This window comes from Streptomyces sp. NEAU-174 (assembly GCF_052665095.1).
The window spans coordinates 52,488-67,629 of the sequence record NZ_JBQTCE010000012.1; the positions used below are offsets into that span (position 1 = coordinate 52,488).

Consider the following 15,142-nt stretch of genomic DNA (forward strand, 5'->3'; position numbering starts at 1 on the left):
GGAACGGGCGCGAAACGGGCAGGAATCGAGCAGGAAACGGGCAGGAATCGGACCGGTATCGGACCGGTATCGGACCGGTATCGGGGCAGGTATCGGGCAGGGTGCGGGCGGTGGTGGACGCGGTCGGTCGGCCGGTCAGATCAGCGCGGGTGCGGTGGGCGCGTCCGCCGACTGCGCGGCGCGCTGGAGCGCACTGGCGAGAAGTGCCAGGTCGGTGGGGCCGTTCCCGAGCTCGCGCAGCGGACGGCGGGCGGGCGGATCGCCCATCCGCCGCCACTCCAGCGGTACGACGGTGGGCCGCTGGGTCGCGGTGCGCGGTATCCGTCCGGTCACCCGGCCCGCCTGAAACGGCGTTCCGACGGCGTCATCCGGACGGAACAGCCGCCCACGGCCCGGCGCCGGGTCGCCGCCCGGGGCGGCCGCGGCGGCCGGGGTGGATGTGACCGAGCGTGTCGATGCGGCGGGGGATGTATCGGGCCTTCCGGGCTCGCCGGGGCGGGGGGAGCCGGTGGGATGCGCGGGGGTCGCCGAGGGCGCGGGGTTGAGCGGGCGCGCGTCCAGGGCGATCCGCATCGCGGCCCGCTCGACGGCCGCCGTCTCCGCCGTACGGTCCGGCCGGCCGGACGCCACGACCAGATGCACCCCGAGCCGGGCACCGTCACGGGCGACCGCCTCCAGCGCGCGCACGACCGAACCGGACGCCGGCCGGCCGGGGCTGCCGAGGGCCGGGGCCACCAGCGCGTCGAAGTCGTCGACGATCACGACGAGGCGGGGGAGCAGGGAACGAGGACGGGCGGACACCGCGCTCGCGGTGCGCGTGCGCTGTGCGCGCAGATTGAGCGTATGGAGGGTGTCGCTCGGGGGCGGGTCGATATCGCCGGGCGGACGAGGCGCGACGACGCGGGGCGTGCCAGGGTCGGACGGGCCCGTGTTGGTGCCCATGGTGGCGCCCGGGTCCGTGGCGCCCTCGCCGTCGCCGGGGTCTTGGGGCCGGGCGTGCCAATCCGTGAAGTCCTGTCGGCCCAGCAGTTCGGCGCGGCGCTTGAGCTCTGAGCTGAGCGCCTGCGCGAACTCCCGCATCCGTACCGGGTCGGTGGCCGACAGATGCGTCGAGACATGCGGCAGATCCGTGCACACCCGCAGCCCCTCGCCCGCCCCCGCCCCGGACCCCGACCCGGCGCCGTCGACCAGGATGAGCTCCAGCCGGTCCGGCCGTTCGGCGGCCGCGAGTGAGGCGGCGAACGAGCGCAGCAGCTCCGTCTTACCGGTGCCCGCCGCGCCGTCGATCAGTGCGTGCGGACCCTCCTCGGCGGCCAGATCGACCGCGAGCGGGCCGCGCGGACCGGCGCCGAGCACCGCCAGCGCCCGGCCGCCCGCCGGGACCTCGTCCGCCGCGGCCGCCCAACGGGCCAGCAGGGACGCGGGCGTGGCCCGCGCGAGCCCCAACTCGTCCAGCAGCCGCGCCGAGTCCGGCAGCGGCACGGTCGGCGGACCGTCGGAGCCGCCGAACGCGCCGTCCTGCGCGGAGGCGGCCGGGCGCAGGGGCGCGAGCGCCCGCGCGAACCGCTCGGCCCACGCCGCCGACACCGCGTCCACGGTCACGGTCGTGGTGGCGCCGGTCGCACCGGTGATCCCGTTGACCCCGCTGGTGCCGGGCGCCGTCCCGTCCCCGTGGACGATCTGGAGACCCGTGGCCACGTCACCGCTCAGCACGGCCGCCACTCCGCACGCCGCGAACGCGGCGGACGCGGAACGCGCGGCCTCATAGCTCATGGGCAGCGGGGAGGTGGGCGACGCGGCGGGCGCCTCGGCCAGAGAGAGCAGATGGATTCCGGCCGCGGAACCGCTCACCGCCAGCCGGGCGAGGGTGTCGTGCAGCGCGCCCGGACCGGGGGCGCCGTCCACGACCACCACGGTGTACGGCCCGAAGTGGCGTGCTGCCACGGACTGCGCGGCGGCCGGGGAGGCGCTCGCCCAGCCGGGGCCAAGCGGACCGTCCTCCAGCCGCCGGGTGAGCTCCTCCGTACGGGCCGCGGCCTGCTCCACGTCGTACGCGAGCAGCAGCCGGCAGTCCTGCCCGCGCAACGGCTGGACGTGCGGCAGCCAGCCGAGCCACGACCACTCCGCGAGCCGCTCCTCGCCGCTGATCAGCACGATCTCCAACACGGCCGGTGAGTGCAGGGCCGCCAGCTGCGCCACGACGGACCGGGCGAGCCCCGCAACCCGCGTGCGCGGGCCCGCGAGCCCCAGCGAACCGCACTGCCGCAGATCGACGGTCACGGGCGCGGCGGGGAGCAGCCCGCCGTCGGCCGTCAGCTGGTCGGCCGAGCCGAGCCGTACGGTGAGCGTGTCCGGATGCCCGGGGGCGCGCTCCCACAGGCGCGAGCCCGGCCCCAGCGCCGTCATCAGCATGGTGGCCGGATCCGGCCACCGCCGCTGCAACGCCTCGGCCTCCGCGGCCGCCCGCGCCGCCGCGCCCCGGTCCTCCCGCACCCCACCCCGCTCGGCTGCTTTCCCTCCGGCCAACTGCCGCACCCAGGCCCCTATCCCCCGCCGCCGAGCCTGCGCCCCCGGCGCATCCAGCGCATATCCCGCCCCATGCGTACGCTCCCTGGCGCCCGGCTGCCCGGGGGCGCCGTGGCCCGCACCGGCGGCCTGCGGCCGGCCGCCGCGCGGCCCGGCACCCGGCTGGGCCCCGGGGTGGGGCGTCTGCTGTCCGGACCCGCCGTACCCAGCGCCCCCGGCCTGCGGCCGCCCACCGCGCTGGTCCCTGTTGGCGGGAGCCCCGCCATCGCCCGCGCGGCCGGGGTCGGCCGAATCGGAGCCGCCGCGCAGCCCCGCGTCCTGCTGGCCGCCGGGGTAGGGAGTGCGCTGTTCGGGAGCGGCGGACCGGCCGTCGTACGGCGCCGCGCCGTAGCCCACGTCGGCGGAGGGCCCCTGCGGGCCCTCCTGGCCGCGTCCTCGGGCGTACCTCGCGCCCGGACCGGGCTGCCGCCCGGATTCGGCGTCGCCTTCGCGATACCGGCTGCGGCCCGCGGCCGCGCCGCCGTACGGCGAGCCGCCGGGGTCCGCGTCGGCGGGCCGGTCGCCAGCGGACCGGGCCCGCTGCGGGCCCTGGCCGCGTCCGTCCGTGTCGCCGCGTCCTCGGCCGTACCGCCGACCGCCGTGCGGGGCGTCGCCGTACCCCGCCTCGGCCTCGTCCGGCCCGCTGCGGCCTGCGGCCGTGCCGTCGTAGGGGGCGCCACCGGGGCCTGCCGGGTCGCCGGTGGTTCCACGGGAGGTGGGCCGGTGGTCCTGGGCCGCGTCCGGGTGGCGGGTGCCGGTCGGGCGTGGGCCGTGGCCCGGATGGGCGCTGCCGCCCGCGCCGGGGCGGCCCTGGTCGGCTCGCGTGGGCCGCCCCGCCGGGCCCTGTCCGGTGGCTCCGGCCCCGGGGGCGCGCTCGCTGCGGCGGGTGCGGGCGGTGGACGGGTCGTCGTACGGCTGGTCGCCGGGGGCCGAGGGGCGGCCCTGCGGGCCCCGGCCGCGTCCGGCCGCGTCGCCGCGCGGCCCGGTGCCCGTACTGCCGCTACTGCCGCGTGGCCCGGGCGCCGCATCCGCACCGGGTCCCCATCCGTCGTCGTTCCGGTGGGCGTAAGAACTCGCCCCGTCCGGGGTGCCGGTGCCCGCGTCGCCGCGTGGCCCGGGGGCCGCGCCCGCACCGGGCCCCCACCCGTCGTCATTCCGGTGGGCGTAGGGGCTCGCCCCGCCGCCCTGGGTCCCGGTGCCCGCCTCGCCGCGCGGTCCGGGGGCCGCGCCCTCGCCGGGGCCCCAGCCGTCATCCCCGTAAGCGGCAGCCCGGTCATGGGCCGCGTGAGACTCGTCACCCGATTGGCCCACCCTCGTCCAGCCCGTGCCGGGGTGGTGGGTGGGAGGGGTCCAGGGGCCCTGGGTGGTGTGGGTGGGGGCGGCCGGTTGGGGGGCGCCGGGCCAGGGGGCCTTGGTGTGGGTGGGGTGGTCACCGGCGGGGGTGACGCGGAGGTGGCCCTCGCCGTCCGCCTGGACGGGGAGGCGGGTGGGGGCCGAGGGCATCGCCGATGCCGTGGAGGGGACGCGCAGCCGCAGGGCGGACTCGCCGATCCGTAGCAACACCCCGGGCTCCAGGGGCACCGGCTGGGGGCCCACGGGGACGCCGTCGGCGGCGGTGCCGTTGGTCGAGCCGAGGTCGGCGATGGTCACCCGGCCGTCCTCGGCGACCGTGACCGCGCAGTGCAGCCGGGAGACATCGGGGTCGTCCAGGGGGACATCCGCGTCGGCGGAGCGGCCGATGCGGACCTGGCCGCCGTGCAGCAGATGGACGCCGCCCGCGTCGGGCCCCGCGACCACGTCCAGGTGGACCGTGGCGTCGGCGACGGCGGTCTCGGGCAGGCCGGGGTAGCCGGGGTAGTGGTCGGAGTCGGGGTCGGCCGGGCCGTGCAGGGAGAGCACCGCGCCGTCCACCAGCGGCGGCTCGCCGAGCGCACAGCGCTGCGGGTCCAGCCGCTCGCCCCCCGCGTACAGCACCACCGGGCCGCCGCTTCCGCCGCCGGCGCCCCCCGCCTCGTACCCGGCCGCGGCGACCGCGTCGGCCAGCCCGCCGGCCACCGCGGCGAGTGCCGTGCCGGCGGGGGCGGTGACCAGGACGTCCACCGCGCCCACGAGGGCGTGCGGCCCGGACGCGGGCGCAGGATGGTGGCCGGAACGGCCCGGGTGGGCGCTGCGCGGCCCGAGGACGGTCAGCCGAATCTGCATCGCCGTCAACGGTCCCTTCTGTCCAGGGGGCCGGGCAGGGGTGCCGACCCCCACCACCGCCCCCAGGCCCTTCGGCACGTACAGGTCCGTACGGGGTCGTACGGGTCACGGAGCGTGAGCCTCCCGCCGCTCGGCGCTTCCGTGCTGCCTGCATCCTCGCACCTGCCACCGACACTTCGCCCGCCGCCCGGCGCTACATGATCTTGATTGGTCGGCTAGTCGGCCGAAACTGGCTGATTGCGACCGGAACGGCCTCCCTTGGGCCGCCCTTGAGCCGTCCTCGCGGTGATGGAAGGTGATGGAAGGTGATGGAAGCCGCCCGGTCGCGCCCCTCCGCGCCCCATCGCGCCCGTTTGAGCGGCGATTGAGCGGTCAACGAGCGATCTCGACCACCGTTGGCAACCAACCGTTGGCAACCATCCGTCCGGATCACACGTCTTCCCCCGCGCCGGACACCCGAGCCGGACCCCGTGTCGGACGCCCTTCCCGGACACCCGCGCCGGACCCGTTCCGGACCCTCGTGTGGTGATCGGATAGGGCTCACCGTGCGCCGCCATTACAGTGGGGCGGACGAGTACAACAAGTCGAGCACCAGAGCAGACCCACCCAGCAGATCACCATCAGACCACCCAGCAGACCAACGCAGTACGCCGATGTAAGACCACGATCAGGGAGCGCATGACGTGCGGCCGGTAGGCAGCAAATACCTGCTCGAGGAGCCGCTCGGGCGCGGAGCCACGGGCACCGTCTGGCGAGCCAGCCAGCGGGAGACGGCGGGGGCCGAAGCGGCCGTGGCCGGGCAGCCCGGCGAGACCGTCGCGATCAAGGTCCTCAAGGAGGAGCTCGCGAACGACGCGGACATCGTCATGCGCTTCCTCCGCGAGCGCTCGGTGCTGCTCAGGCTCACCCACCCCAACATCGTCCGCACCCGCGACCTGGTGGTCGAGGGTGATCTGCTGGCCCTGGTCATGGATCTGATCGACGGCCCGGACCTGCACAACTACCTGCGCAGCAACGGCCCGTTCACCCCCGTGGCCGCGTCGCTGCTCACCGCTCAGATCGCCGACGCGCTCGCCGCCAGCCACGCCGACGGTGTGGTGCACCGCGATCTGAAGCCCGCCAACGTGCTGCTCGCGGGCACCGGCGAGGGCCAGGAGATGCACCCGATGCTGACCGACTTCGGCATCGCGCGCCTCGCCGACTCGCCCGGCCTCACCCGCACCCAGGAGTTCGTCGGCACCCCCGCCTATGTGGCGCCGGAGTCCGCCGAGGGCCGCCCGCAGACCTCCGCGGTGGACATCTACGGCGCGGGCATCATGCTGTACGAGCTGGTCACCGGCCGTCCGCCGTTCGCCGGCAACACCGCCCTCGAGGTGCTCCACCGCCACCTCAGCGAGGAGCCGCGCCGCCCCTCGACCGTGCCCGAGCCGCTGTGGACCGTCATAGAGCGCTGTCTGCGCAAGCGGCCCGAGGAGCGCCCGAGCGCCGAGAGCCTGGCCCGGGCGCTGCGCGTGGTCGCCGCCGGTGTCGGGGTGCACGCCTCGCCCGCGCAGGCCGAGGCGGCGCTCGGCGTGGCCGCGCTGCTCGCCCCGGACCCGGCGCCCGCGCCGGTCCCGGACACCGCGCCCGCGGGCTCGGCCGACCCGACCCAGGCGCTCCCCACGAACGCCCCGGGCGGCACCCCCTCGTACGACCCCGCCGCGGCCACCAATGTGATGCCCACCACAGGCGCGAACGCCGGGGCCAACGCCGACCCCACCCAGGTGCTGCCGACCGGCTCAGGACCGGCCGGGGGCGCCGATCCGACGCGCGCCATGCCGCCCGTACCGCCCGGTGGGCCCGGCCAGGACGATCCGCACCCCTGGCAGAACCAGCTGCGCGCGGCCCGCGACCGCAATGAGCAGACCCAGGTCCAGTACCTCGACCCGAGCGAGGACCCGCTGCGCCGCCGCCCCCACCGCGCCGCGCCGCAGCAGCCGTACCAGCAACAGCAACAGCAGTACCAGCAGCCGCAGCAATACCAGCAGCCCCAACAGCCGCCCCAGCGTCGGCGGGGCCGCCAGCAGCCGCAGCAGTACCAGCAGCCCCAGCAGTACGCCCCGGCGCCGCACCACCCGCAGCAGCCCCAGCCGCAGCGCTACGCTCCGCCGCCGCAGCAGCCGGAGCCGCGCCGCGAGCCGCGGCAGCGGGGCTCCAACCCCAACCGGATGAAGATCCCGGGCCTGGGGTGCCTCAAGGGCTGTCTGTTCGTGATCGTGGTCCTGGTCATCGGCTCCTGGCTGGTCTGGGAGCTGAGCCCGCTCAAGGACTGGATCGCCGACGGCAAGGGCTACTGGGACGCGGTCTCGGGCTGGGCCAAGGACATCGGCAACTGGATCGAGGATCTCGGCGGCCCCAGCAAGCCCGGCGGCTGATCCGCCCCGGCCCTGATCCGGCCCCGGCCCTTTCGGGCCCGGGGCCGGATCCCGTATCTCCGCCTCCGTATCTCCGCCTCCGTACCTCTCATTCCGCTTCCCATTCCGGTGATTTGTCGACATCCGAAGGGTGTTTTCCGCCGCAGAAGTGACAGTTGGCGTTGTCTGGTGCACCCAACGCGCCAGTAGCCGCGTAGCTTTGTCGCCAACGTGCCCCCCTTGTTCGTGAGGATTCGGAGCAGTCTTGTCACGGAAGATCGGCAGTCGGTACACCGCGCATCAGCTCCTGGGGCGCGGCAGCGCCGGCGCGGTGTGGCTGGGCGACGGGCCCGAGGGACCCGTCGCCATCAAGCTCCTGCGTGAGGACCTCTCCTCCGACCAGGAGCTCGTGGAGCGCTTCGTCCAGGAGCGCACCGCACTGCTCGGCCTCGACCACCCCCGGGTGGTCGGGGTGCGCGACCTGGTGGTCGACGGCAATGACCTCGCGCTGGTCATGGACCTGATCCGCGGTACGGATCTGCGCACCCGCCTGGACCGCGAGCGCCGCCTCGCCCCCGAGGCCGCCGTCGCGATCGCGGTGGACGTCGCCGACGCGCTGGCCGCCGCGCACGCCGCCGGGGTCGTCCACCGCGACGTCAAGCCGGAGAACGTACTGCTGGACATGCAGGGGCCGCTCGGTCCCGGCGGTGCGCACCCCGCCCTGCTCACCGACTTCGGCATCGCCCGGCTGGTCGACGAGCCGACCCCGATCCGCGCCCAGCCCGCCCGCGACCGGACGTCCTCCCAGGGCCGCTCGCCGAACCCGCGCAGCGTGATCGGCACCCCCGACTATCTCGCCCCCGAGATCGTCGAGGGGCTGCCGCCCCGGGCCAGCGTGGACGTGTACGCCCTGGCGACGGTCCTGTACGAGATGCTGGCCGGCTTCACGCCCTTCGGCGGCGGCCACCCCGGCGCGATCCTGCGCCGCCATGTGACCGAGACCGTGGCGCCGCTGCCCGGGATCCCCGACGAGCTGTGGCAGCTGCTCCTCCAGTGCCTGGCCAAGGCACCCGCCTCCCGACTGCGCGCCTCCGAGCTGGCCGCCCGGCTGCGCGAGCTGCTGCCCGGTCTGGCCGGATATCCGCCGCTGGACATCGACGAGCCCGATGAGCAGCAGGAGGGCGGCGAGCGGGAGGGCGCGGAGGCCGAGACTCCGCACCGCGGCGTCTCCGTCCCCGCCTCCGGGCCCGCGCCGCATACGCCCCCGCGGCGGCGTGGCGCGGTGCCGCTGGTCCCGGGCGCCGTGCCGGACTCCAGCCGCGAGACCCACACCAGCATGCGGGTGCCCAGCGCGGACGAGCTCGCGGGCGGCGCCCACGGCACCGCGCGCGCCCCCCGGGTGCACGGCCAGCGCCGGGCGGGCTCGGCCCGCAACCCCGCGGTCGCGGGCGCGCTGCGCCGCCGCCGGCTGAAGGTGGCCGCGGTCACCCTGGCCGCGCTGATCGCGGTGGGGCTCGGCGGATGGCTGGCGGCGAGCGGCGACGACGGCGGCGATCCGCCCAAGGGCGGCGAGCACTCCGTCTCCCAGGACCCCGGTACCCCATGACCGGGGACGGTCAGTCTTCCGTAGCGGTTACGCTGGTCCCGTGGCAGTCGTCGATGTATCCGAAGAGCTGAAGTCCCTCTCCTCGACCATGGGGTCGATCGAGGCCGTCCTGGACCTCGACAAGATGAGGGCCGACATCGCCGTGCTCGAGGAGCAGGCGGCGGCCCCGTCCCTGTGGGACGACCCGGAGAACGCGCAGAAGGTCACCAGCAAGCTCTCCTATCTCCAGGGGCAGCTGCGCCGGGCCGAGGAGCTGCGCGGCCGGATCGACGACCTCGAGGTGCTGTTCGAGCTCGCCGCCGACGAGGGCGATGACGACGCCCGCGCCGAGGCCGAGGCCGAGCTGGAGGCCGTGCGCAAGGCCGTCGACGAGATGGAGGTGCGCACCCTCCTGTCCGGCGAGTACGACTCCCGTGAGGCGGTCGTGAACATCCGCGCCGAGGCGGGCGGGGTGGACGCCGCCGACTTCGCCGAGCAGCTCCAGCGGATGTATCTGCGCTGGGCCGAGCGCCACGGCTACAAGACCGAGGTCTACGAGACGTCGTACGCGGAGGAAGCCGGCATCAAGTCGACCACCTTCGCCGTGCAGATCCCGTACGCCTACGGGACGCTCTCGGTCGAGCAGGGCACCCATCGCCTGGTGCGGATCTCGCCGTTCGACAACCAGGGCCGCCGCCAGACCTCCTTCGCGGGCGTCGAGGTGCTGCCGGTCGTCGAGCAGACCGACCACATCGAGATCGACGAGTCCGAGCTGCGCGTGGATGTCTACCGCTCCTCGGGCCCCGGCGGCCAGGGCGTCAACACCACCGACTCCGCGGTGCGGTTGACCCACATCCCCACCGGCATCGTCGTCTCGTGTCAGAACGAGCGCTCGCAGATCCAGAACAAGGCCACCGCGATGAACGTCCTCCAGGCCAAGCTGCTCGAGCGGCGCCGCCAGGAGGAGCAGGCCAAGATGGACGCGCTCAAGGGCGACGGCGGCAATTCCTGGGGAAACCAGATGCGTTCGTACGTCCTGCACCCGTACCAGATGGTCAAGGACCTGCGCACGGAATTCGAGGTCGGCAATCCGCAGGCCGTGCTCGACGGTGAGCTGGACGGTTTCCTCGAAGCGGGGATCCGCTGGCGCAAGCAGCAGGAGCAGGGGAAGTAACCTTCCCGCTCGCCCCCGCAACGGGCCGCGCCCGCCGCGTTTTTGGTCACAGTCCTGTACCCATGCATCCGGCAAGCACTTCCATAGCGGACATCTCGCGTGCAATGGGCTTGACGGTGGTTTGAAAACTGGGAAGGCTGACGCGCGGCATGCGTATGACTGGGGCGCGTGTTGCACGGGGGCCGGCGGACCGCCTCGGAGGGATAGGGGCCCGCGGACACTGAGACACCCCGAGCCGCTGCCCCGTGCATAGCTGCTCCATTGACGAGTACAGCTACTGGGGGTAGCAGGCAGATGACGAAGAAGACGCGGCTGCGCGTGGCGCGAATAGCTGCCGGTGCGGTGATCGCCGCCGGCGCGTCGCTCACCGCCGCCGGCGCCGCATCGGCCGTTGGTGTTGATGTCGGTATCGGTGGCGTGAACGTTTCCGCGAACGCGGACGAGAAGGGTCTGGACGTCGGCGTCGGCATCGGCAAGGACGACCCGACCGACGAGCCCACCGACGAGCCGACCTCGATCCCGACGGGCGAGCCCACGGACGAGCCGACCGTCCCGCCGACGGACGAGCCGACTCAGCCGCCCACCGACGAGCCCACTCAGCCGCCCACGGACGAGCCGACCGAGCCGCCGACCGGCGAGCCGACGGACGAGCCGACCGGGCAGCCGACCGACGAGCCCACCGACGGCCCGACCGCCCAGCCGAGCACGCCCGGCCAGGGTGGCGGCGGCGGTGGTGACGACAGCACCTGCACGGTGGACCTCGACAGCACCAACTGCGACGACAACACCGGCACCGACAATGTCGGCTCCAAGCCGGTGGAGCAGGGCAAGGCCAAGGAGCAGCTGGCCGAGACCGGTGCCTCCGAGACCACGTTCCTGCTGGTCGGCGCCGCGACGATGATCGCCGGCGGTATCGGCTTCCGCTTTGTGCCGCGTCTGGTGAACCGCAACAACGTGGCCTGATCGCGCGCCTCACGCACGGTAAGGGGCCCGGAGCGCTTCCGCGCTCCGGGCCCCTTGTTCGTTTTTTTTGCCCCGGTCGCGTTTCGGGGCGCCCCCCCCCCGGGGGATGGAGAGAAAACAAAAGAAAGGGGGGGGGACAAGGAGATCTCAAACCCCCCGGGCCCCTTGTGCGTTTGTCTTGCCCCGGTCGCGTTCAGGGGCGCCCCTATCCGGCGTATCGCCTCGTAACGCTCCGCTACGCCGTCGCCATCTCATGCGCGAGCACGGCCACCGCGATGAGCGCCACCAGCAGCGCTATCAGCGCGGCCGGGGTCAGCCCGCCGAACATGCCCTCCTGCTGGAGGCGCTCCCTGCTGGCCCGGCAGACCGGGCAGCGGCCCTCGCTGACGGGGCTCGCGCAGTTGGCGCAGACGAGCCTGTCGTACGTCATGCGCTTTCTCCTCCCGCGCGGCGGTGCCGCAGTAGACACGGGGCCAACGCTCAGGGAAATGGGTTGGTTCCCCTTCCACTGTGCCAGCTTCCGTCCGGTTCGGCGCGCCCCGCACGATTCCGTGCCGCATCCGTACCGGTTTCGTGGCCGTTTCAGCCGCGCCGACAGGCGGTTTGTCAACCGTTTGACCCCAATAGTGCAGTGAAGAAACCCACCCACGCCGGACGGCGGACTGCGCGCCCATGCGCGCTTCGCGTATGGTCACGCTCACCGACGGGAGCCGCTCCGGCAGCCCGTACCGCTACCCAGGTCGACCGTGGTGCATCAGTGATCCGATTCGACAACGTATCCAAGACTTACCCCAAGCAGACCCGTCCCGCACTTCGGGATGTCTCGCTCGAGATCGAGAAGGGCGAGTTCGTCTTCCTGGTGGGCTCCTCGGGGTCGGGAAAATCCACTTTCCTCCGGCTGCTGCTCCGCGAGGAGCGCGCCAGCCATGGCGCGGTCCATGTGCTGGGGAAGGATCTCGCGCGACTGTCCAACTGGAAGGTGCCGCAGATGCGCCGCCAGTTGGGGACCGTCTTCCAGGATTTCCGGCTGCTCCCCAACAAGACGGTCGGCGAGAATGTCGCCTTCGCGCTCGAGGTGATCGGCAAGCCGCGCGGCGCCATTCGTAAAACCGTTCCCGAGGTGCTCGACCTCGTGGGTCTGGGCGGTAAAGACGACCGTATGCCCGGCGAGCTCTCCGGTGGTGAACAGCAGCGGGTGGCCATCGCCCGCGCGTTCGTCAACCGTCCGATGCTGCTGATCGCCGACGAGCCGACGGGAAACCTGGACCCCCAGACCTCCGTCGGCATCATGAAGCTGCTGGACCGGATCAACCGGACCGGCACCACGGTCGTCATGGCCACGCACGACCAGCAGATCGTGGACCAGATGCGCAAGCGCGTGATCGAACTTGAGAAGGGCCGCCTCGTCCGCGACCAGTCCCGCGGCGTCTACGGCTACCAGCACTGAAAGGACGCCATGCGCGCCCAGTTCGTCCTGTCGGAGATCGGCGTCGGTCTCCGCCGCAATCTCACGATGACCTTCGCGGTCATCGTCTCCGTGGCCCTTTCGCTCGCCCTGTTCGGCGGGTCCCTGCTCATGCGCGAGCAGGTGAGCACGATGAAGGGCTACTGGTACGACAAGGTCAACGTCTCGATCTTCCTCTGCAACAAGAACGACAAGGAGACCTCGGCCAACTGCGCCAAGGGCGCGGTCACCGAGGCGCAGAAGCAGGAGATCGAGTCCGAGCTCAAGCAGATGAACATCGTCGAGTCGGTGCACTTCGAGACCAGTGAGGAGGCGTACAAGCACTACAAGGAGCAGTTCGGCGACTCGCCGCTGGCCGACTCCCTGACCCCGGACCAGATGCAGGAGTCCTTCCGCATCAAGCTCAAGGACCCCGAGCGCTATGACGTCATCTCCACGGCCTTCGCCGCGCGGCCCGGGGTGCAGGAGGTCCAGGATCAAAAGGCCCTGGTCGACGACTTGTTCAATCTGCTCAACGGCATGAATTTCGCGGCGCTCGGCGTGATGACGCTGATGCTGATCGTCGCGCTGATGCTGATCGTCAACACGGTGCGGGTGTCGGCGTTCAGCCGCCGCCGGGAGACCGGCATCATGCGATTGGTCGGCGCGTCCAGCTTCTATATCCAGATGCCGTTCATCATGGAGGCCGCCATCGCGGGGCTGCTGGGCGCGGGCTTCGCCTGTGTACTGCTGGTGAGCGGGCAGTACTTCCTGGTCAACAACTGGCTGGTGGACAAGATCGATGTGATCAACTTCATCGGCTGGGACGCGGTGCTGGCGAAGCTGCCACTGGTGCTCGCGATTGGCCTGCTCATGCCCGCTCTCGCGGCGTTCTTCGCGCTCCGCAAGTACCTCAAGGTGTGACATTCGCCTAGGGCGCCGTACCGGATAACGCCCGGTACGGCGCCTGTTGGTGCCCTACACTCACCGGCATGTCGGGCCCGTGTTTGTTCGTCCATCCCCGCCGCATTCGCCGTGGGGCCGCCCTGACATTGGTCTTCGCCAGCGTGCTCGCCACCGGGGCGGCCGTCGGTTCCTGGGGCGCCGAGCCCGGATCGCGCCGGGACCCCCAAGCCGCCCGGATACCGGCCCGCGCCTACGTCGGCGCGGTCGAGAGCGACCAGGTCAAGGCGGCCGCGGCCGCGGCCCAGGAGGACGGGAAGTCCGGTTCCAAGGCCGCCCGTGAGGTGGTGAGCCGCAGCGGAGACCGGTGGGGCGCGGTCTACAGCGCCCGTGAGTACGAGGGCTACCGCCAGACCCTCGACGGCGCCTACGTCGGCGTCGGGATCTCCGCCCGCCGGGACGCCCAGGGGCGGATCGCGGTGGAGCGAGTGGAGCCCGGCAGCCCCGCCCAGAAGGCCGGGGTCCGGGCCGGTGACCGACTGCGCACGGTCGACCACAAGTCCGTGACCGGGCGGCCCGTCACCGAGGTCGTGGCCCTGCTGCGCGGCCCCGCCGACGGCTCGCCGGGCACCCGGGTGGAGCTCGGGCTGCGGCGCGACGGCCACGAATGGACGCAGGAGCTCCGCCGGGCCCGGCTGACCACGGACCCGGTGACCGTCGACCGGCTCAGCGGCTACGACGACCACAGACCCGGCACCGTCCGGATCAAGGTCGACTCGTTCACCAAGGGCACCGGAGAGCGCATCCGGCGCGCGGTGCGCTCCATCCCCCGGGGCGACGGCATACTGCTCGATCTGCGGGGCAACTCGGGCGGACTGGTCTCCGAGGCCGTCACCGCCGCCTCCTCCTTCCTCGACGGTGGCCTGGTCGCCACCTATGACGTCCGCGGTGACCAGCGAGTTCTCGACGCGCGATCGGGCGGTGACACCGACACCCCGCTGGTGGTGCTGGTCGACGGCGGCACCATGAGCGCCGCCGAGCTGCTCACCGGCGCCCTCCAGGACCGCGGCCGCGCCGTGGTCGTGGGCTCCCGGACCTTCGGCAAGGGCTCGGTCCAGATGCCCAGCGAACTCCCCGACGGCTCGGTCGCCGAGCTCACCGTCGGCCACTACCGGACCCCCGCCGGGCGTAACGTCGACGGCGAGGGCATCGACCCGGACCTCACGGTCAGGGGCGACGACGGCCCGTCCGCGGAGGCGCGGGCGCGCACGGTATTGAGTGGCCTCGGGGGCGGGTCCTAGTGCGAGAATGGCCTGACCATGGCTAAAGAGACGGGTCGCAAGCTGATCGCGCAGAACAAGAAGGCGCGGCACGACTATCACATCCTGGACACCTACGAGTGCGGTCTGGTGCTGACCGGGACCGAGGTGAAGTCGCTGCGCCAGGGGCGGGCCTCGCTCGCGGACGGCTTCGCCCAGCTCGACGGCGGCGAGGCATGGCTGCACAACGTGCACATCCCCGAGTACAGCCAGGGCACCTGGACCAACCACTCGGCCCGCCGCCGGCGCAAGCTGCTGCTGCACCGGGCGGAGATCGACAAGCTGGCCGGCAAGACCCAGGAGACCGGCCACACCCTGGTGCCGCTGGCCCTGTACTTCAAGGACGGCCGGGCCAAGGTCGAGGTCGCGCTGGCCAAGGGCAAGAAGGAGTACGACAAGCGCCAGACCCTCCGCGAGAAGCAGGACCGCCGCGAGGCCGAGCGGGCCATCTCGGCGGCCCGCCGCCGCCAGCGCGCCTGACCAGCCGGAAGGCGCACCCCAAGCGACGGGAATGATGTGGCCCCGTCGCGCGTTGTTCACCTATGATGGCGCTGTGCCCCTCCGAGGGCGCGGCACCACCATTGAAAAATCAAC

Annotated in this window: 10 protein-coding genes; 8 read left to right on the forward strand and 2 right to left on the reverse strand. The window is 73.1% G+C overall.

What is annotated here, in order from left to right; all coding sequences use genetic code 11:
- Positions 1 to 135 precede the first annotated feature (135 nt).
- The gene (locus tag ACT2CW_RS31040; protein WP_445519041.1) at positions 136 to 4,767 is read right to left on the reverse strand and encodes an FtsK/SpoIIIE domain-containing protein; all 4,632 of its coding nucleotides are present in this window, start codon (positions 4,765 to 4,767) and stop codon (positions 136 to 138) included.
- 683 nt (positions 4,768 to 5,450) lie between these two features.
- Here ACT2CW_RS31040 and ACT2CW_RS31045 point away from each other — a divergent pair.
- The 4 genes from ACT2CW_RS31045 (at position 5,451) to ACT2CW_RS31060 (ending at position 10,882) form a co-directional block, all read left to right on the forward strand.
- On the forward strand, positions 5,451 to 7,181 hold the full coding sequence (locus ACT2CW_RS31045; RefSeq protein WP_445519042.1) for a serine/threonine-protein kinase: 1,731 nt from the start codon (positions 5,451 to 5,453) through the stop codon (positions 7,179 to 7,181).
- 244 nt (positions 7,182 to 7,425) lie between these two features.
- A complete protein-coding gene (locus ACT2CW_RS31050; protein ID WP_414082059.1) occupies positions 7,426 to 8,766 on the forward strand; it encodes a serine/threonine-protein kinase in 1,341 nt (446 codons plus the stop codon).
- 40 nt (positions 8,767 to 8,806) lie between these two features.
- On the forward strand, positions 8,807 to 9,919 hold the full coding sequence (gene prfB, locus ACT2CW_RS31055) for a peptide chain release factor 2 (protein WP_164435293.1): 1,113 nt from the start codon (positions 8,807 to 8,809) through the stop codon (positions 9,917 to 9,919).
- Between the two features lie 294 nt (positions 9,920 to 10,213).
- Positions 10,214 to 10,882: a hypothetical protein gene (locus ACT2CW_RS31060; RefSeq protein ID WP_445519043.1), complete on the forward strand. Its 669-nt coding sequence runs from the start codon at positions 10,214 to 10,216 to the stop codon at positions 10,880 to 10,882.
- A gap of 235 nt (positions 10,883 to 11,117) precedes the next feature.
- Here ACT2CW_RS31060 and ACT2CW_RS31065 read toward each other — a convergent pair whose 3' ends face one another.
- Positions 11,118 to 11,312, reverse strand: coding sequence for a hypothetical protein (locus ACT2CW_RS31065; RefSeq protein ID WP_020870883.1), 195 nt, complete (start codon positions 11,310 to 11,312; stop codon positions 11,118 to 11,120).
- Positions 11,313 to 11,639: 327 nt separating this feature from the next.
- On the opposite strand from ACT2CW_RS31065, the gene ftsE reads away from it, so the two are divergent.
- The 4 genes from ftsE to smpB all read left to right on the forward strand — a co-directional run bounded on the left by ftsE (position 11,640) and on the right by smpB (position 15,028).
- Positions 11,640 to 12,329: a cell division ATP-binding protein FtsE gene (ftsE, locus tag ACT2CW_RS31070; RefSeq protein WP_009717451.1), complete on the forward strand. Its 690-nt coding sequence runs from the start codon at positions 11,640 to 11,642 to the stop codon at positions 12,327 to 12,329.
- 9 nt (positions 12,330 to 12,338) lie between these two features.
- The gene (gene ftsX / locus ACT2CW_RS31075) at positions 12,339 to 13,250 is read left to right on the forward strand and encodes a permease-like cell division protein FtsX (protein ID WP_020870885.1); all 912 of its coding nucleotides are present in this window, start codon (positions 12,339 to 12,341) and stop codon (positions 13,248 to 13,250) included.
- A 68-nt stretch (positions 13,251 to 13,318) separates the two neighbouring features.
- The gene (locus tag ACT2CW_RS31080; RefSeq protein ID WP_445519044.1) at positions 13,319 to 14,530 is read left to right on the forward strand and encodes a S41 family peptidase; all 1,212 of its coding nucleotides are present in this window, start codon (positions 13,319 to 13,321) and stop codon (positions 14,528 to 14,530) included.
- A gap of 18 nt (positions 14,531 to 14,548) precedes the next feature.
- Positions 14,549 to 15,028 carry an SsrA-binding protein SmpB gene (gene smpB / locus ACT2CW_RS31085; protein ID WP_164435300.1) on the forward strand — a complete coding sequence of 160 codons (480 nt, stop codon included), beginning with the start codon at positions 14,549 to 14,551 and terminating at the stop codon, positions 15,026 to 15,028.
- Positions 15,029 to 15,142: the final 114 nt, after the last annotated feature.

Coding starts and splice junctions, on each gene's coding strand:
- ftsX (WP_020870885.1), top strand. CDS start 12,339: ATGCGCGCCCAGTTCGTCCTGTCGGAGATCGGCGTCGGTCTCCGCCGC.
- ACT2CW_RS31080 (WP_445519044.1), top strand. CDS start 13,319: ATGTCGGGCCCGTGTTTGTTCGTCCATCCCCGCCGCATTCGCCGTGGG.
- smpB (WP_164435300.1), top strand. CDS start 14,549: ATGGCTAAAGAGACGGGTCGCAAGCTGATCGCGCAGAACAAGAAGGCG.
- ACT2CW_RS31065 (WP_020870883.1), bottom strand. CDS start 11,312: ATGACGTACGACAGGCTCGTCTGCGCCAACTGCGCGAGCCCCGTCAGC.
- ACT2CW_RS31060 (WP_445519043.1), top strand. CDS start 10,214: ATGACGAAGAAGACGCGGCTGCGCGTGGCGCGAATAGCTGCCGGTGCG.
- ACT2CW_RS31040 (WP_445519041.1), bottom strand. CDS start 4,767: ATGCAGATTCGGCTGACCGTCCTCGGGCCGCGCAGCGCCCACCCGGGC.